This is a genomic window from Pseudomonas sp. NPDC079367 (genome assembly GCF_044542195.1).
In the GTDB taxonomy this organism is placed as follows: Bacteria; Pseudomonadota; Gammaproteobacteria; order Pseudomonadales; family Pseudomonadaceae; genus Aquipseudomonas.
Genome location: NZ_JBITTW010000022.1, coordinates 1 through 15,644 on the forward strand (window position 1 = coordinate 1; position 15,644 = coordinate 15,644).

Annotated in this window: 17 protein-coding genes; 6 read left to right on the plus strand and 11 right to left on the minus strand. The window is 60.0% G+C overall.

Annotated elements, in window-relative coordinates; all coding sequences use genetic code 11:
* Positions 1–1,851, plus strand: a 1,851-nt coding sequence (gene cysN / locus ACIGDJ_RS17390; RefSeq protein ID WP_397504577.1) for a sulfate adenylyltransferase subunit CysN, incomplete at its 5' end; no start/stop codon positions are given.
* A 180-nt stretch (positions 1,852–2,031) separates the two neighbouring features.
* On the opposite strand, the gene ACIGDJ_RS17395 is transcribed toward cysN, so the two are convergent.
* From ACIGDJ_RS17395 to ACIGDJ_RS17405, 3 genes are read right to left on the minus strand one after another with little or no spacing between them, the layout of a single operon-like run.
* A complete protein-coding gene (locus ACIGDJ_RS17395; RefSeq protein ID WP_101159259.1) occupies positions 2,032–2,937 on the minus strand; it encodes an acyltransferase in 906 nt (301 codons plus the stop codon).
* Complete coding sequence (gene pta / locus ACIGDJ_RS17400) at positions 2,938–5,037, minus strand: phosphate acetyltransferase (protein ID WP_397479340.1); 2,100 nt, start codon at positions 5,035–5,037, stop codon at positions 2,938–2,940.
* 51 nt (positions 5,038–5,088) lie between these two features.
* On the minus strand, positions 5,089–5,415 hold the full coding sequence (locus ACIGDJ_RS17405) for a DUF3565 domain-containing protein (RefSeq protein WP_073473919.1): 327 nt from the start codon (positions 5,413–5,415) through the stop codon (positions 5,089–5,091).
* Here ACIGDJ_RS17405 and ACIGDJ_RS17410 point away from each other — a divergent pair.
* From ACIGDJ_RS17410 to ACIGDJ_RS17420, 3 genes are all read left to right on the plus strand, one after another.
* Positions 5,384–5,869 carry a peptidylprolyl isomerase gene (locus tag ACIGDJ_RS17410; RefSeq protein WP_101159261.1) on the plus strand — a complete coding sequence of 162 codons (486 nt, stop codon included), beginning with the start codon at positions 5,384–5,386 and terminating at the stop codon, positions 5,867–5,869. The two genes, ACIGDJ_RS17405 and ACIGDJ_RS17410, sit on opposite strands and share 32 nt — an antisense overlap.
* A 123-nt stretch (positions 5,870–5,992) precedes the next feature.
* Positions 5,993–6,475, plus strand: a complete 483-nt coding sequence (locus ACIGDJ_RS17415; RefSeq protein ID WP_101159262.1) for a glutathione peroxidase — start codon at positions 5,993–5,995, stop codon at positions 6,473–6,475.
* 211 nt (positions 6,476–6,686) lie between these two features.
* Positions 6,687–7,790: an NADH:flavin oxidoreductase gene (locus tag ACIGDJ_RS17420; protein ID WP_397479341.1), complete on the plus strand. Its 1,104-nt coding sequence runs from the start codon at positions 6,687–6,689 to the stop codon at positions 7,788–7,790.
* A 64-nt stretch (positions 7,791–7,854) separates the two neighbouring features.
* On the opposite strand, the gene ACIGDJ_RS17425 is transcribed toward ACIGDJ_RS17420, so the two are convergent.
* Both ACIGDJ_RS17425 and cysZ read right to left on the minus strand, forming a co-directional pair.
* Entirely contained in the window at positions 7,855–9,054 is a 1,200-nt protein-coding gene (locus ACIGDJ_RS17425) for a glycosyltransferase family 1 protein (protein ID WP_312995206.1), read from the minus strand.
* Positions 9,055–9,094: 40 nt separating this feature from the next.
* A complete protein-coding gene (gene cysZ, locus ACIGDJ_RS17430; RefSeq protein WP_101159265.1) occupies positions 9,095–9,847 on the minus strand; it encodes a sulfate transporter CysZ in 753 nt (250 codons plus the stop codon).
* Positions 9,848–10,159: 312 nt separating this feature from the next.
* Here cysZ and trxB point away from each other — a divergent pair, with 312 nt between their 5' ends.
* Complete coding sequence (gene trxB / locus ACIGDJ_RS17435) at positions 10,160–11,122, plus strand: thioredoxin-disulfide reductase (RefSeq protein WP_016771656.1); 963 nt, start codon at positions 10,160–10,162, stop codon at positions 11,120–11,122.
* Between the two features lie 189 nt (positions 11,123–11,311).
* Here the strand turns inward: trxB and ACIGDJ_RS17440 are convergent, their stop codons facing one another.
* The 5 genes from ACIGDJ_RS17440 to ACIGDJ_RS17460 all read right to left on the minus strand — a co-directional run bounded on the left by ACIGDJ_RS17440 (position 11,312) and on the right by ACIGDJ_RS17460 (position 13,821).
* Positions 11,312–11,650 (minus strand): HopJ type III effector protein, encoded by a 339-nt coding sequence (locus tag ACIGDJ_RS17440; protein ID WP_101159266.1) that lies wholly within the window; start codon positions 11,648–11,650, stop codon positions 11,312–11,314.
* Positions 11,643–11,939, minus strand: coding sequence for a DUF1244 domain-containing protein (locus ACIGDJ_RS17445; RefSeq protein ID WP_056782977.1), 297 nt, complete (start codon positions 11,937–11,939; stop codon positions 11,643–11,645). Before ACIGDJ_RS17445 ends, ACIGDJ_RS17440 begins: the two co-directional genes overlap by 8 nt.
* A gap of 99 nt (positions 11,940–12,038) precedes the next feature.
* Positions 12,039–12,410 carry a dihydroneopterin triphosphate 2'-epimerase gene (gene folX / locus ACIGDJ_RS17450; protein ID WP_101159267.1) on the minus strand — a complete coding sequence of 124 codons (372 nt, stop codon included), beginning with the start codon at positions 12,408–12,410 and terminating at the stop codon, positions 12,039–12,041.
* Positions 12,411–12,482: 72 nt separating this feature from the next.
* The gene (gene folM / locus ACIGDJ_RS17455; protein WP_101159268.1) at positions 12,483–13,193 is read right to left on the minus strand and encodes a dihydromonapterin reductase; all 711 of its coding nucleotides are present in this window, start codon (positions 13,191–13,193) and stop codon (positions 12,483–12,485) included.
* 58 nt (positions 13,194–13,251) lie between these two features.
* A complete protein-coding gene (locus tag ACIGDJ_RS17460; RefSeq protein ID WP_101159269.1) occupies positions 13,252–13,821 on the minus strand; it encodes an antibiotic biosynthesis monooxygenase in 570 nt (189 codons plus the stop codon).
* A gap of 211 nt (positions 13,822–14,032) precedes the next feature.
* Between ACIGDJ_RS17460 and ACIGDJ_RS17465 the strand changes: the two genes are divergently transcribed.
* Positions 14,033–14,992, plus strand: a complete 960-nt coding sequence (locus tag ACIGDJ_RS17465; RefSeq protein WP_397479342.1) for a MerR family transcriptional regulator — start codon at positions 14,033–14,035, stop codon at positions 14,990–14,992.
* A 3-nt stretch (positions 14,993–14,995) separates the two neighbouring features.
* Here the strand turns inward: ACIGDJ_RS17465 and ACIGDJ_RS17470 are convergent, their stop codons facing one another.
* Positions 14,996–15,601, minus strand: a complete 606-nt coding sequence (locus ACIGDJ_RS17470; protein ID WP_101159270.1) for a hypothetical protein — start codon at positions 15,599–15,601, stop codon at positions 14,996–14,998.
* Positions 15,602–15,644 lie beyond the last annotated feature (43 nt).

Sequence of the window (15,644 nt, forward strand, 5' to 3'; positions counted from 1 at the left end):
GGCCAGCACGAACGTAAAGAACTGCTGCGCTTTTTGACTTGCGGTAACGTCGATGACGGCAAGAGCACCCTGATCGGGCGCCTGCTGCACGACTCGAAGATGATCTATGAAGATCACCTCGAAGCAATCACCCGCGACTCGAAGAAATCCGGCACCACCGGTGATGACATCGATCTGGCGTTGCTGGTCGACGGCCTGCAGGCCGAGCGCGAGCAGGGCATTACCATTGATGTCGCTTACCGCTATTTCTCCACCGCCAAGCGCAAATTCATCATCGCCGACACCCCCGGCCATGAGCAGTACACCCGCAATATGGCCACCGGTGCGTCCACCTGTGACCTGGCGATCATTCTCGTCGACGCCCGTTACGGCGTGCAGACCCAGACCCGTCGCCACAGCTTTATCGCCTCCCTGCTGGGCATCAAGCACATTGTCGTCGCCATCAACAAGATGGACTTGAAGGACTTCGACGAAGGCGTGTTCGAGTCGATCAAGGCCGACTACCTGAAGTTTGCCGAAGGCTTGAAGATGAAGCCGACCAGCATGCACTTCGTGCCGATGTCGGCCCTCAAGGGCGACAACGTCGTGAACAAGTCCGAGCGCTCGCCGTGGTACACCGGCCAGTCGCTGATGGAAATCCTCGAGACTGTGGAAGTGGCGGGCGATCGCAACTTCACCGATCTGCGTTTCCCGGTGCAGTACGTCAACCGTCCGAACCTGAACTTCCGTGGTTTCGCCGGGACGCTGGCCAGCGGGATCGTGCACAAGGGCGACGAAGTCGTGGTGCTGCCGTCGGGCAAGAGCAGCCGGGTCAAATCCATCGTTACCTTCGAAGGTGAGCTGGAACACGCAGGCCCAGGTCAGGCCGTGACGCTGACCATGGAAGACGAAATCGACATCTCCCGTGGCGACCTGTTGGTGCATGCCGACAACGTGCCGCCGGTCACCGACAGCTTCGAAGCGATGCTGGTGTGGATGGCTGAAGAGCCGATGCTGCCGGGCAAGAAATACGACATCAAGCGCGCCACCAGTTACGTGCCGGGCTCGATCGCCAGCATCGTCAACAAGGTCGACGTCAACACGTTGGAAGAAGGCCCGGCGAGCGCGTTGCAGCTCAACGAAATCGGCAAGGTGAAGATCGCGCTCGACGCGCCGATCGCCCTCGACGGTTACGAAAGCAACCGCACCACCGGCGCGTTCATCGTCATTGACCGGTTGACCAACGGCACCGTCGGCGCCGGCATGATCGTCGCTCAGCCAGTGACGCACGGCACCGCCACGCACCACGGCAAACTGGCCCACGTGGCGACTGAAGAACGTGCCCAGCGCTTCGGCCAGCAACCGGCCACCGTATTGTTCAGCGGTCTGTCCGGTGCGGGCAAGAGCACGCTGGCTTACGCGGTGGAGCGCAAGCTGTTCGACATGGGCCGTGCGGTGTTCGTGCTGGATGGGCAGAACCTGCGTCACGACCTCAACAAAGGACTGCCACAGGATCGTGCCGGGCGTACCGAGAACTGGCGGCGTGCCGCGCATGTGGCGCGCCAGTTCAACGAGGCGGGTCTGCTGACACTGGCCGCGTTCGTTGCGCCGAGTGCCGAAGGCCGCGAGCAGGCGAAGGATCTGATCGGCAAGGATCGTCTGTTGACAGTCTACGTGCAGGCTTCACCGACCGTGTGCGCCGAACGTGATCCGCAAGGGTTGTACGCCGCTGGCGGCGATAACATCCCGGGCGAATCCTTCCCGTACGATGTGCCGCTGGACGCTGACCTGGTGATCGACACGCAGTCGCTGAGTCTGGAAGAAAGCGTCAAGCAAGTGCTGGAGCTGCTGCGTCAACGTGGCGCCATCTAAGGCAGAAGCAGCGACAAGCTTCTAGCTGCAAGAAAAAGCCCGCCGATGAGTGATCATCGGCGGGTTTTTTATTTCAACTCGGTCAACTGTGGGAGCGGGCTTGCTCGCGAATGCGGTGTGTCAGTTCACATTGAAGCTGACTGATCCACCGCATTCGCGAGCAAGCCCGCACCCACAGGATCAGTGTCTGGATGGATAATCGAGGTGCATCTGCTCCAGCAACGCATCCTTGTCTAGCCACAGCTGATTGATCCAGCCCTGAAACTGCAATCGGTACTCGCCATCCTGGTCATAGTTCTTGCCGATGAAGGCAGGCGGGATTTTGATCTCTTCAAAGTGCACCACCACATCGCGCACATTGCCGCAGAGCAAGTCCCAGAACCCCGGACGCCCGGCCGGGTAATGAATCGTCACGTTGACGATCGACTCCAGCTGTTCACCCATCGCATCCAGCACGAAGGCAATCCCGCCGGCCTTGGGCTTGAGCAGGTACTTGAACGGTGATTGCTGCTGCGCATGCTTGCCTTCGGTGAAGCGTGTGCCTTCGACGAAGTTGAAAATCCCCACCGGGTTATGCCGGAATTTCGCGCAGGTCTTGCGCGTGGTTTCCAGGTCTTTGCCTTTCTTCTCCGGGTGCTTTTCCAGGTATGCCTTGGAGTAGCGCTTCATGAACGGAAAACCCAGCGCCCACCACGCCAGACCGATCACCGGGACCCAGATCAGCTCCTGCTTGAGGAAGAATTTCAGCGGCTGAATCCTGCGGTTGAGCACGTATTGCAGCACCAGAATATCGACCCAGCTCTGGTGGTTGCTGGTGATCAGATATGAGTGCTGATAGTCCAGACCTTGCAGACCGCTGATGTGCCAGCGGGTGCGGCGCACCAGGTTCATCCAGCCCTTGTTGTTGCTGATCCACGCTTCGTGGGTGTGGCTCATCAGCCAGCCGGCAATGCGCTGGGTCAAGGCAAACGGCAGGGCTTTTATCAGCGCCACACAGAACAGAAAGGAGCAGAGCAGAATCGTGTTCAGCGCCAACAGCAGCGAAGCGATCACGCCGCGCACGGGTGCAGGGAGAAAGTCCAGCATTTACACATCCATAGGTCGGTTGGCGGCTTGAATCGCGGTGAGCGCGATGGTGTAGACGATGTCATCGACTTGCGCGCCGCGCGGCAGGTCATTCACCGGTTTGCGCAGGCCTTGCAGCATCGGCCCGAGGCTGACGCAATCGGCGCTGCGTTGCACGGCTTTATGCGTGGTGTTACCGGTGTTCAGATCGGGGAACACGAACACCGTGGCGCGTCCCGCGACCTGACTGTTCGGCGCCAGTTGCCGGGCGACGTCAGCGTTGGCGGCAGCGTCGTACTGCAACGGGCCGTCGATCAACAGCGAGTTTTGTTGCTCATGGGCGAGCAGGGTCGCCTCGCGGACTTTCTCGACTTCTTCACCGCGGGCCGATTCGCCGCTCGAATAGCTGATCATCGCCACACGCGGGGTAATGCCGAATGCGGCCGCCGAGTCAGCGCTTTGCAGGGCGATCTCGGCCAGTTCGCTGGCGCTCGGATGCGGGTTCATCACGCAGTCGCCGTAAACCAGCACTTCTTCCGGAAAGAGCATGAAGAACACCGACGACACCAGCGTGCAGCCCGGTGCGGTCTTGATCAGTTGCAGGGCGGGGCGGATGGTGTTGGCGGTGGTGTTGATTACCCCGGACACCAGCCCATCGACCTCGTCCAGCGCAAGCATCATGGTGCCGATCACCACGGTGTCTTCCAGTTGTTGCTCGGCCATCGGTGCGTTGAGGCTTTTGCTCTTGCGCAGGGCGACCATCGGCTCGACGTAGCGCTCGCGGATGTGATCCGGGTCGAGAATTTCCAGACCCGGCGGCAGCACGATGCCCTGCGCCCGGGCGACCGCTTCGACGTCTTCGGGTTTGGCCAGCAGCACGCAGCGGGCGATCCCGCGTTCCTGACAGATCGCCGCCGCTTGCACGGTGAACGGCTCGCTGCCTTCGGGCAGGACGATGCGCTTGTTCGCCGCTTGCGCACGTTGGATCAACTGATAACGGAACACCGCTGGCGACAGGCGCATTTCCCTTGGCGTACCGCAGCGCTGATGCAGCCAGTTGGCGTCGAGATGGCTGGCGACGAAATCGGTGATGATCTCCGCGCGCTCGCGGTCATCGATGGGGATTTCCTTGTTCAGGCCATTGAGCAAATTGGCGGTGTCGTAAGAGCCAGTGCTCACCGACAACACCGGCAAACCGGCCTGCAACGCGCCCCGGCACAGGTCCATGATGCGCGGGTCGGGCAGGGTGTCGCTGGTCAACAGCAGGCCGGCCAGCGGCACGCCGTTGATCGCCGCAAGGCTGACGGCGAGGATGATGTCGTCGCGATCGCCCGGTGTTACCACCAGCACGCCGGGCTTGAGCAGCTCGACGGTGTTGCGCATGGTTCGTGCGCAAATGATGATTTTGCTCATGCGCCGGGTTTCGTAGTCGCCAGCGTTGAGTACCTGCGCGCCCATCAGATCGGCGACGTCGCGGGTGCGCGGCGCGTTGAGTTCCGGTTGAAACGGGATGCAGCCGAGCAAGCGGAAATCACCGCTGCGCAGCAAGGGCGAATGCTCCTTCAGACGCATGGCGAAGGCGTCCATGCTTTCGTCGGTCTTGACCTTGTTGAGGATCACCCCGAGGACCTTCGGATCTTTCGGGCCGCCGAACAATTGCGCTTGAAGCTCGACGCGGCCAGACAGCTCGGCGAGCACTTCGTTTTCCGGCGCCGAGACCAGAATCACTTCGGCATCGAGGCTCTTCGCCAAGTGCAGATTGACCCGCGCGGCATAACTGGCGCTGCGGGTCGGCACCATGCCTTCGACCACCAGCACGTCCTTGCCGACCGCCGCTTGCTGATACAGGGCGATGATTTCTTCGAGCAACTCGTCGAGCTGACCGTCGCCGAGCATGCGCTCGACGTGCGCCAGGCCCAACGGTTGCGGCGGTTTCAGGCCGTGGGTGCGCGCCACCAGTTCGGTGGATCGTTCAGGGCCGGTGTCGCCGGGGTGCGGCTGGGCGATCGGTTTGAAGAAGCCGACTTTGAGACCGGCGCGCTCAAGCGTACGCACCAGCCCGAGGCTGATGGAGGTCAGACCCACGCCAAAATCGGTGGGGGCGATAAAAAAAGTTTGCATGGGAATTCTCTATGCAAGGGTGTCAGCCTATGTCTGGCCGACTACCGAAATTCAGTCGCCAAGGTTAGCGCTAACCGAGCCCTGTGCACACCAACCGCAGGCAAAGGGTTGACCTGTTTTTTCAATACGTTGCGCCGGATCCAGGACCCATGCGCGGGTTTGCCACGGCGGCTGGTGGCGCAGGTGCTGGGTGTGACCACAGGAAAGCTCGACCACCCAATGGCCGTCTTCGTCCTGATGAAAACCGGTGATCGTCGAAACCCGTTTGTCCGGGTTGTGGTCGCTTTCACGCGATTGCTTCGCTAAACTTGGCCTTTCTATATTCTTATGCAAAAGGTCTCGCCCCATGCTGATCGCCGCCAATAAGGCTGTCTCCATCGACTATACCCTGACCAACGACGCTGGTGAGGTCATCGACAGCTCCGCCGGCGGCGCTCCGCTGGTTTACCTGCAAGGCGCAGGCAACATCATCCCTGGCCTGGAAAAAGCCCTCGAAGGCAAAGCGGTCGGCGACGAACTGCAAGTAGCCGTCGAGCCGGAAGACGCTTACGGCGAATACGCCGCCGAGCTGGTCAGCACCCTGAGCCGCAGCATGTTTGAAGGCGTTGACGAGCTGGAAGTCGGCATGCAGTTTCACGCTTCGGCACCGGACGGCCAGATGCAGATCGTCACCATCCGTGATCTGGACGGCGACGACGTCACCGTTGATGGCAACCACCCTCTGGCCGGTCAGCGCCTGAACTTCCAGGTGAAGATCGTCGACATCCGTGACGCCAGCCAGGAAGAAATCGCTCATGGTCACGTCCATGGCGAAGGTGGCCATCACCACTGATTTTCTGCGCTAAGCTTCGAGTACTGGAGAGGCGCCTGCGGGCGCCTTTTTAGTCCGCGGCTGTCCTTGGTGGTCACGCCAAGTGGCTGTTTCGAGTAGAACACGAGAATCCTGGAGTTCGGCATGAGTGCTTTTCACGACCTTAAGTTGACAGCCCTGGATGGTCAGGAGCTACCGCTGGCGCCGTTCAAGGGCCAAGTCGTGCTGGTGGTCAACGTGGCCTCCAAATGCGGCTTGACCCCCCAGTACGCGGCACTGGAAAACCTCTACCAACAATACAAAGGCAAAGGCTTCAGTGTGCTGGGCCTGCCGTGCAATCAATTTGCCGGCCAGGAGCCGGGTACCGAGCAGGAAATTCAGGATTTTTGCAGTCTCAACTATGGCGTGACGTTCCCGTTGTCGAGCAAGCTCGAAGTCAATGGCCACGAACGGCATCAGTTGTATCGCCTGTTGGCGGGAGAGGGCGCCGAGTTTCCCGGCGACATCACCTGGAATTTCGAGAAGTTTCTGCTCGGCAAGGACGGCCGGGTGCTGGCGCGGTTTTCGCCGCGCACGGCGCCGGATGATCCGACCATCGTGCATGCGATTGAAAAAGCGCTGAGCTGACAAGCACAATCAAAAGATCGCAGCCTTCGGCAGCTCCTACAGGGGAACCATAAACCCCGTGTAGGAGCTGCCGGAGGCTGCGATCTTTTGCTTTTCAATCTTTTAATCCTTAATCACCAAAATCAATAATGCTGTTCATCAGGGTCGGTGCTTCATATTATCGCCGTCATATCGATTAATGTCTGTCGCCAACGTTTCGTGGAGCCTCTCGATGCCCGTTCAAGCCCTGTTCAAACCGTTCCATCTTGGTGCCCTCGAACTGCCAACCCGCGTGGTCATGGCGCCGATGACCCGTTCGTTCTCACCGGGTGGCGTACCCAATTCCAAAGTCATTGAGTACTACCGCCGGCGCGCGGCCGCAGGCGTTGGTTTGATCATCACCGAAGGCACGACGGTCGGCCACATCGCTTCCAACGGTTATCCGAATGTCCCGCAATTCTTCGGTGAGGCGCCGCTGGCCGGCTGGAAAAAGGTCGTCGACGCCGTGCACGCCGAGGGCGGCAAGATTGTTCCGCAACTGTGGCACGTCGGCAGCGTACGGCGCCTCGGCACCGAGCCGGACGCCAGCGTGCCGGGCTACGGTCCGTCGGAAAAACTCAAGGACGGTCAGGTCGTGGTTCACGGCATGACCAAACAGGACATTCACGAGGTGATCGCGGCGTTCGCCCAGGCTGCCAAAGATGCGCAGAGCATCGGCATGGACGGCGTGGAAATTCACGGCGCCCACGGTTATCTGGTCGATCAGTTCTTCTGGGAGGGCAGTAACCAGCGCACCGACGAATACGGCGGCAGCCTGGCCAATCGTTCGCGTTTCGCCATCGAATTGATTCAAGCGGTGCGCGCGGCGGTCGGTGAAGGCTTCCCGATCATCTTCCGCTTCTCGCAATGGAAGCAGCAGGATTACGCCGCCCGTCTGGTGCAAACCCCCGAAGCGCTGGGCGAGTTTCTCAAGCCGCTGTCTGATGCTGGTGTAGACATTTTCCACTGCTCGACCCGCCGCTTCTGGGAACCGGAATTCGACGGTTCCGATCTGAACCTTGCTGGCTGGACGCGCAAGCTGACCGGCAAACCGACCATCACCGTGGGCAGCGTAGGCCTGGACGGCGAGTTCCTGCAGTTCATGGTCAACACCGACAAGGTCGCGCAACCGGCCAGCCTGGAAAATCTGCTGGAGCGTCTGAACAAAGAAGAATTCGATCTGGTAGCAGTGGGTCGCGCGCTGCTGGTCGATCCGGACTGGGCGCAGAAGGTTCGCGATGGGCGTGAACAGGATATCTTGCCGTTCAGCCGTGAGGCATTAATGACGCTGGTTTAAGCGGCGTTCTCACTGGCGCTATCGCTGGCTTGCCAGCGATAGCGGCTTCGCAGTCAGCATCGATTCAAGGAAGTGTTTGCGCATCGGGGATCACTTGCTCCTCCACACAAGCGCCACGCAAATACCCTTCGAACTGCTCGATAATCGCCCCCCAGCTCTGGCGACTGCCATGTTGCCGCGCATTCAGCCGCACACAGCGCAACCGCTCATCCTCCTCCAGCAACCACGCCGCCGCTTCGCAAAAGGCCTGCTCATCGCCGGGCATGGCTGACACGCCGTTGTAGCCGTGGCGAATATGCTGCGCCGCCGCTGCCTGGTCATACGCCACCACGCCAAGTCCCGAAGCCAGGGCTTCGAGCACCACATTGCCGAAGGTTTCGGTCAGGCTGGGAAACACGAACAGATCCCCGCAGGCATAGTGCGCAGCCAGGGTTTCCCCACGCTGCGCGCCGCAGAAGATCGCTTCAGGCAGGTCTTTTTCCAGCGCCGAACGCTGCGGGCCATCTCCGATCACGATCAGCTTCAGATGGCGCTGTGGATAAGCCTGCCGCAGGGTTTCAAAACAACGTTTAAGCAGACCCAGATTTTTCTCCGGGGCGAGCCGTCCGACATGAATCACGGCAATGTCCTGCTCGGTCAGCCCCCATTTTTCACGCAACGCACTCTGACGTTTGCTGGGGTGAAACAACTGGCTGTCCACACCCCGCGACAGCAACGCCAGGCGCTCGAAGTGCCGTCGTTCCAGCTCCAGGCGCTGACTGACGCTTGGCACCAGGGTCATTGCCGAACGATTGTGAAACCAGCGCAAGTAATGGGTGAGCATCCGCGTCAGCAGACCCAGGCCGTACTGGCTGGTGTACTGCTGAAAGTTGGTGTGAAAGCCACTCACCACCGCAATCCCCAGGCGCCGTGCCGCACGCAAGGCCGATAACCCGAGCGGGCCTTCCGTGGCGATGTACAGCACATCCGGGCGCTGTCGTTTCCAGCGCCGCAGCAATTTATGCATCGACGATTGGCCCCACTGCAGCCCGGGATAGCCCGGTAACGGCCATCCGCGACACAGCAACAGCGCATCGTCTTCGCTGCGTTGCGGATCGCTGGCCTGGCGCGGACGCACCAGTTCCACCTGATGCCCTCGCGCACGCAAACCTTCGCACAAGCGGCCAAGGGTGTTGGCCACGCCGTTGATTTCGGGTGGGAAGGTTTCGCTGATCAGGGTGATATGTAGAGCTGTCGTCATGACCTCAGTGTCGGCTGAGGCCATGTCGACGTTGTGACGTTCGGATGATGGATTTGTGACGCGGTCAGTGTTGTATCACCAGATTTTCGGCGCCACGCTCGCGCACCCAGAACAACGTCGCCCCGGCCACGGCGGCCGGCATCATCAGGATGTTGACCACCGGAATCAGCAGCACCAGATAAACGATCCCGCCAAAACTCATGCTCTGCCAGCGCTTCTGCCGCAGCCAGGCGAGCATTTCGTTCCAGCCCAGTTTGTGGTTGTCCGCCGGGTAGTCGATGTACTGGATGGCCATCATCCACACGCCGAACAACAGCCACAGCGGCGCGGCGATGATATTGACTACCGGAATGAACGAAAGGATGAACAGGCCGATGGCGCGCGGCAGGAAGTAGCCGAGCTTGCGCATTTCGCGGGCCAGGGTGCGCGGGATCATCGCGATCAGTTCGCCCCAGCTGAACGCCGGGAAATCATCGGTGCCGCGCACCACTACTTCGACTTTCTCGGCCAGGAAACCGTTGAACGGCGCGGCGATAATGTTGGCAAGCATGGTGAAGGTGAAGAACACCATCAGCGCCACCAGCACTACAAACAGCGGCCAGAGGATATAGCTGAGGAAACTCAGCCATTCAGGTAGCGATGGCATCAGCGTGTCGACCCACAGGCTGAACTGGTGGCCGGCCAGATAGATCAATCCGACGAACAACACCAGGTTGATCGCCAGCGGCAGCAATACAAACAGGCGCAAGCCAGGGCTCAAGACCAATCGAAGGCCTTCGCGCAGGTATTGCGGGCCGGATAGAACAGGGGCGGGCATAAGGTGCTCCGAAGCAAGGGAAAACGCGCCGACGTTACCGGCTTTGTCAGTACCGCGAAAGCACGGGAGAGTGATCGACATCCACTGTAACAAAGAGGTCTATCTCGTCAGCGTCTGCGCATAGAGACCACCTATGAGCTGGATTGTTAAACCGTATTTCCTTAATCTTGCCCCCCTCGATACGCTGCACCCAACTTTTTACAGGACTGTCGAGTTCAAGCCTTCCCCAAGGTGTCCACGGTCCTTTTTTATTCCGCCGGCCGTCCGGCGTCCGCGCCTGATTCTTCATGGCCGGCCAACAGGAGCAGATTCATGTCTGAAGTCCGTCATTCGCGAGTGATCATTCTCGGTTCCGGCCCTGCCGGTTACAGCGCTGCGGTCTACGCCGCCCGCGCCAACCTCAAGCCACTGCTGATCACCGGCATGCAGGCCGGCGGTCAACTGACCACCACCACCGAAGTCGACAACTGGCCTGGCGATGTACATGGCCTGACCGGTCCGGTGCTGATGGAGCGCATGCGCGAGCACGCCGAGCGTTTTGAGACCGAGATCGTCTTCGATCACATCAACGCCGTCGACTTCGCTGCCAAGCCGTACACCCTGACCGGCGACAGCGCGGTCTACACCTGCGATGCGCTGATCATCGCCACCGGTGCCAGCGCCCGCTACCTGGGCCTGCCGTCGGAAGAAGCGTTCATGGGCAAAGGCGTGTCGGCCTGCGCGACCTGCGACGGTTTCTTCTATCGCAACAAGCCGGTCGCCGTGGTTGGCGGTGGCAACACGGCGGTTGAGGAAGCGCTGTACCTGGCCAACATCGCCAGCACCGTGACCCTCATCCACCGTCGCGAAACCTTCCGCGCCGAGAAGATCCTGATCGACAAGCTCAACGCCCGTGTGGCCGAAGGCAAGATCATCCTCAAGTTGAACGCTAACCTGGACGAAGTCCTCGGCGACAACATGGGCGTGACCGGTGCGCGTCTGCGCAACAACGATGGCAGCTTTGATGAGATCAAAGTCGACGGCGTATTCATTGCCATCGGTCACACCCCGAACACTTCGCTGTTCGAAGGCCAGTTGACGCTGAAGGACGGTTATCTGGTTGTACAAGGCGGCCGTGAAGGCAACGCGACGGCCACCAGCGTCGAAGGTATCTTCGCTGCCGGTGACGTGGCTGACCACGTCTATCGTCAGGCCATCACCTCGGCCGGCGCCGGCTGCATGGCGGCACTCGACACCGAGCGATATCTGGACGGCCTTCAGAACGCCACATTCTAAGACCGCAGGGCAGAAAAAAACCGGCCAGAGATTGGCCGGTTTTTTTGTGTCCGCTATTCACCGCCGCTGTACATCCAATGTGGCAGCGAGCTTGCTCGAAAGCGGTGTGTCAGGTCACTTGTGTGCCGGATGTGAAATCGCATTCGCGAGCAAGCCCGCTCCCACAAGGGGGATGTGTGGCTGCAGAGATCAGCGGCGCGTCAGCGGCTGCGCGGCGAACTTCACACCGGCCAGACCGTGCTTGATCAGCGCACGAATATTGCCGTGATCGCTGCCCTCTGGGGTCGCCAGCACCGAGCGGTAATGCTCGCCGAACGCCAGCAGCGCTTCTTCGTCGCTCAAGCCTTCCAGCAGGGCCAGACCGAGCGTCTTGCATGAGCCTTCGTTTTGCCCGGCAGCGTTTTCCACGCCGCCGTTATTGAACGCCTGCGGTTGATAGTCGTAACCGGCGGCAATGAACGCCAGGGTATCAGCGAAGGCATGTTCGCCGCTTTTGAGGCTGGCGCGAAGGGTGTTCAAATCAGTCATTGGGTTTTCCTTTGGCAAACGCTGCTTGCTGCTCGGCGCTGGCTTCCTGCTGGTATTGGGCTTTCCATTCGGCGTACGGCATACCGTAAACCACTTCGCGGGCATCATCGAGGCTGACCTCGATCTGGCGTTGGTCGGCTTCGGCCTTGTACCACTTGGACAGGCAGTTGCGGCAGAACCCGGCGAGGTTCATCAGGTCGATGTTCTGCACGTCCTTGCGGCTGTCGAGGTGAGCGACCAGTCGGCGGAAGGCGGCGGCTTCGAGTTCCAGGCGTTGTTGATCAGTCATGGGGTTCTCTGCGGGACAGCTTTGAGCGGCAAGCTTCAAGCTGCAAGATTGGATCGGGGTCGGTCGTTAGCTTACCGCTTGAAGCCTGACGCTTGTAGCTCAGCGGCTTGCCGCGAGCGTAATCGATACCGACTCGGCGAAGCGCAGCGCGTGAGGTTTGTCGACTTCAACTTCGGCGTACAGCACCGATGCATTGGTCATCACCAGATCGAGCAATTCTTGCGTCAGGCGCTCTAGCAGCGCGAAACGGTTGCCTTCAACGTGGGCGATGATCGCCTTGGTGATGGTGCGGTAATTCAGCGCGTGGTCGATATCGTTGTCGCGCACGGCTTCTTGAGCCGCGTACAGGATGGACAGGTTGATCAGCACATCCTGCTTGTTGAGGATTTCGTCCTCGTTGATGCCGATAAAGGTGCGCAGACGCAGATCCTTGACCCGGATGCGCGCCATTCCCGGTTGAAGTTGTGGCATTGATTTGCTCCGTCCAGTCTATTGCAGGCGTTCTGGTGGATATTACTCGACTCGTGGTCGAAGCGGGACGGCCTATTTGACGTGCCGGCCGCCGTTTACAGTCAGGGTCGTGCCGGTGACATAGGGATTGTCGAGCAGATAGCGCAGGCTCTGGTAGATCACTTCGCTGCCGGGCTCGATGCCCAGCGCGGACTTGGCCAGCGCCTTGGCGCGATACGCAGCGTCATCGTCGGGGTTGAACAGCAACAGCGCCGGTGCGATGCCGTTGACTTTGATTGCGGGTGCGAAGCGTGCGGCGAACGACAACGTCAGACTGTCGAGACCGGCCTTGCTGGCGCAATAGCCGATGTGCTTGCTGCTGCCTTTGCGGGTGACGTCGTCGCTGACGTGGATGATGTCGGCAGGCGCCGAGCGCTGCAGCAACTCGGCGCAGTGCAGGTTGATCAGATAGGGCGCGAGCATGTGAATGTTGAACATACGATTGAAGGCTTCAGCTTCACTGCCCGGAGTTTCCGCCAACCATTCGGAGGCGTTGTGCACGATCGCACGCAGGCTGTCGGTGTGAGCTTTCAGTGCGTCGATGAAAGCCAGGATGGCGGCCTCGCTGGAAAAGTCCGCGAACAAGGCTGTCGCGCCCAGATCGCGCAATCGCTGCACGCCCGGACGCTCGGTCCGGTACGTGAAGATGACTCGATGGCCATCCTCGAGTAGACGCTGCGCGCAGTGCAGGCCGACACGCTGGCCGGCGCCGGTGATGAGGATCGGGGCTACGGAATCTGGCATGGGCGGCTCGTATCGCGGCTGAAGCGAAAACTATAACAGGCTCGCCGCCCTGTGGAGATCAGCGATTCTGCGCCGAAGGTGTGGCAGGCAGTGGCCTCGTCGGCGTGCTGTTCAGCCAGTTCGCCAGCAGGCGCGTCGACAACGGAATGAAGAAGTACACCATCAGCGGTGTCAGGCAGGCCGTGCCGATCAATATGCGCGGCAACAGGCTCAACTCAGCGAGCAGCGGGCCGAGAACAAAATTGAATATCAGCGACACCGGAAAAAACGCCAGCCAGATCGCCACGGCCTGTTTCCAGCGCGGCGGACGTTGTCCGGCAGCGCCAAACCAGCCCTCGATGCCGCTGACCCGATGTTCCTTGGGATGTGCGAACAGGTCGCTGCCCCGGTTCAACCAGGCCATGCGCGATGCAGAGTATTCCCACGCATGCAGGGTTTGCTCATCAACAAAGCGAAAAATGATCTGGAATTCGTTATCACCGGGCGGTGGCGCAAGGACGCCGGAGCCCAAGTAGCCGGGGAAATCGGTCGCCAATTGTTCGCCTTCGCGCAGCCAGGCGATCAGATCGTGATACCGGCCATCGGCAACGCGACGCGCTACCATCAGCGTGACGGGGGAAGTAGACATTGTGTATCTCCGCATTTCGAGTGCTTCGCTCCGGGTAAGAGCATCGCCTGACGCAGACCAGGGTGAAGGCCTGCGCTATACAACAAGCAAAGATTATTCCTGATTTTGTCGATTAAACCAGTTACTTTCGTCGCAGATCGCTACTTGAACCTTTGCGGCTCATCATGGTTAGAATGGCGAACGACGAACCGACTTAGAAGCTGATCGCCAGATGCCTGTAATCATGGAACCTCGCCCGGCTTCGACATCTCCCGGCACACTCGATCGCGAAGAGCTGTTTCCCATTCGTGAAGTGGCGCGCCTGACCGGGGTTAACCCAGTGACCCTGCGGGCCTGGGAGCGTCGGTACGGATTGATCCAGCCAACCCGCACCGAAAGCGGCCATCGTCTGTATTCAATGCACGATATCGAGCGCGTTCGCGTTATTGTCGACTGGATCGATCGCGGCGTGGCGGTGAGCAAAGTTGGCAAGATCCTGGCGAAGACAGAGCCTCTCAAGGTTTTGGCAAACTTCATTTCCGACGATCATGTGCAGGCCGATTACAGGCAATGGCAGGAGCAGATTCAGCAGGCGGTCAGTGAATTCGACGACCAGCAGCTGGATCGCGTCTACGGGCAGGTTTTCTCGTCGTACACGCTAGCGGTGGTATTTGAAGCCATCATCATGCCGTTGTGGCGGCAGCTGCTGCAGCGCCAGGACGCCTTCGGGCAAACCAGTGAGTGGTTGTTTTTCGACAGCTTTCTCAGGGTGCGCGTGTTGCAGCGCATCGTCATGTTGCGGGGCGCGCAGCCGCGTCGGGTGATCGTCAGCGCACTCGCAGGTCAGTGCAGAGAGCTTGAATTGCTGGTCGCGGCGCTGTTTCTCAGCGGCAACGACTCATACGTGCGGGTGCTGACGACGGGCCAGCCTTTCGATGAATTGACGCTGGTCTGCGAAAAGATCAAGCCTGACGCGCTTGTGCTGTTTTCCAATCATGCCCCCGGGCCGGACTTGCCCCGGCGTCTTAATCGCCTGGCGCTAAGCCTGGATTGTCAGTTGATGCTGGCCGGCGATGCCTGCGAACTGGCCGAAGACAGCCTGGCCGGCTCGGCAGTGGCATGCCTGGGTAGCGAGGGCGCGACGATGCGTCAGCGCATGAAGCAATTCCTCGCAGGCAAGCTTGATACCTGAAACTCAGGCGTGCAGGGCAGGGTGGGTCAGGCGATGCTGTTGCAGGATGAACTGGCGCAGGCGCTCGGTTTCGTCGGCATCGGTCTGGCTCAGTTCGTAAGCGAAGAAGCCTTGCTCGGTTTCACGCTCGAAATGGCCGCGCAACGAGATGCGCTCATAACCGGAAGGGCTGAACCACAGGGCGAAATGTTTCGGGGGTTTGGTTTTGTTGCGTACTTCCAGCAATACACCTTTGTGGGACACTTCATGCACCCACAACATGCCGGGTTGGCCCTTGGCGTTTTCCAGTGCCACTGGCTCTTCAAGTACCAAGCGCCACGGGCGCACCATCGGGCCGTCTTCGTAAATGCTCGGGACACCGAGACGCAGGTGCAACGCGTGGAACTCGTCTTCCACCAGATGCAGCGGAAAAGTCATCTGCTGATTTTCGAAGTTGGCCTGGATCGTCACTTGCTCATGCGCTGCCAGGCGCGTCAGCAAATCGCGAATCTGCGAACCGCCATTAACCAGCAGACTCGACGTTGCATCCCGCACATTCAGTTGCGGGTTGTGCTGCATGGTCTGGATGAAATCCAGCTCATCCTGAGTGAGAAGTGCGTCGCGCTGCATGGCTAACTCGAAGTGGATAGTTACAAAGTCATTGGTGATTGTA

Excerpts from the sequence above, each read along its gene's own strand:
- ACIGDJ_RS17395 (WP_101159259.1), bottom strand. The coding sequence starts at position 2,937 with ATGCTGGACTTTCTCCCTGCACCCGTGCGCGGCGTGATCGCTTCGCTG.
- pta (WP_397479340.1), bottom strand. The coding sequence starts at position 5,037 with ATGCAAACTTTTTTTATCGCCCCCACCGATTTTGGCGTGGGTCTGACC.
- ACIGDJ_RS17410 (WP_101159261.1), top strand. The coding sequence starts at position 5,384 with ATGCTGATCGCCGCCAATAAGGCTGTCTCCATCGACTATACCCTGACC.
- ACIGDJ_RS17405 (WP_073473919.1), bottom strand. The coding sequence starts at position 5,415 with ATGGAGACAGCCTTATTGGCGGCGATCAGCATGGGGCGAGACCTTTTG.
- ACIGDJ_RS17415 (WP_101159262.1), top strand. The coding sequence starts at position 5,993 with ATGAGTGCTTTTCACGACCTTAAGTTGACAGCCCTGGATGGTCAGGAG.
- ACIGDJ_RS17420 (WP_397479341.1), top strand. The coding sequence starts at position 6,687 with ATGCCCGTTCAAGCCCTGTTCAAACCGTTCCATCTTGGTGCCCTCGAA.
- ACIGDJ_RS17425 (WP_312995206.1), bottom strand. The coding sequence starts at position 9,054 with ATGGCCTCAGCCGACACTGAGGTCATGACGACAGCTCTACATATCACC.
- cysZ (WP_101159265.1), bottom strand. The coding sequence starts at position 9,847 with ATGCCCGCCCCTGTTCTATCCGGCCCGCAATACCTGCGCGAAGGCCTT.
- trxB (WP_016771656.1), top strand. The coding sequence starts at position 10,160 with ATGTCTGAAGTCCGTCATTCGCGAGTGATCATTCTCGGTTCCGGCCCT.
- ACIGDJ_RS17440 (WP_101159266.1), bottom strand. The coding sequence starts at position 11,650 with ATGACTGATTTGAACACCCTTCGCGCCAGCCTCAAAAGCGGCGAACAT.
- ACIGDJ_RS17445 (WP_056782977.1), bottom strand. The coding sequence starts at position 11,939 with ATGACTGATCAACAACGCCTGGAACTCGAAGCCGCCGCCTTCCGCCGA.
- folX (WP_101159267.1), bottom strand. The coding sequence starts at position 12,410 with ATGCCACAACTTCAACCGGGAATGGCGCGCATCCGGGTCAAGGATCTG.
- folM (WP_101159268.1), bottom strand. The coding sequence starts at position 13,193 with ATGCCAGATTCCGTAGCCCCGATCCTCATCACCGGCGCCGGCCAGCGT.
- ACIGDJ_RS17460 (WP_101159269.1), bottom strand. The coding sequence starts at position 13,821 with ATGTCTACTTCCCCCGTCACGCTGATGGTAGCGCGTCGCGTTGCCGAT.
- ACIGDJ_RS17465 (WP_397479342.1), top strand. The coding sequence starts at position 14,033 with ATGCCTGTAATCATGGAACCTCGCCCGGCTTCGACATCTCCCGGCACA.
- ACIGDJ_RS17470 (WP_101159270.1), bottom strand. The coding sequence starts at position 15,601 with ATGCAGCGCGACGCACTTCTCACTCAGGATGAGCTGGATTTCATCCAG.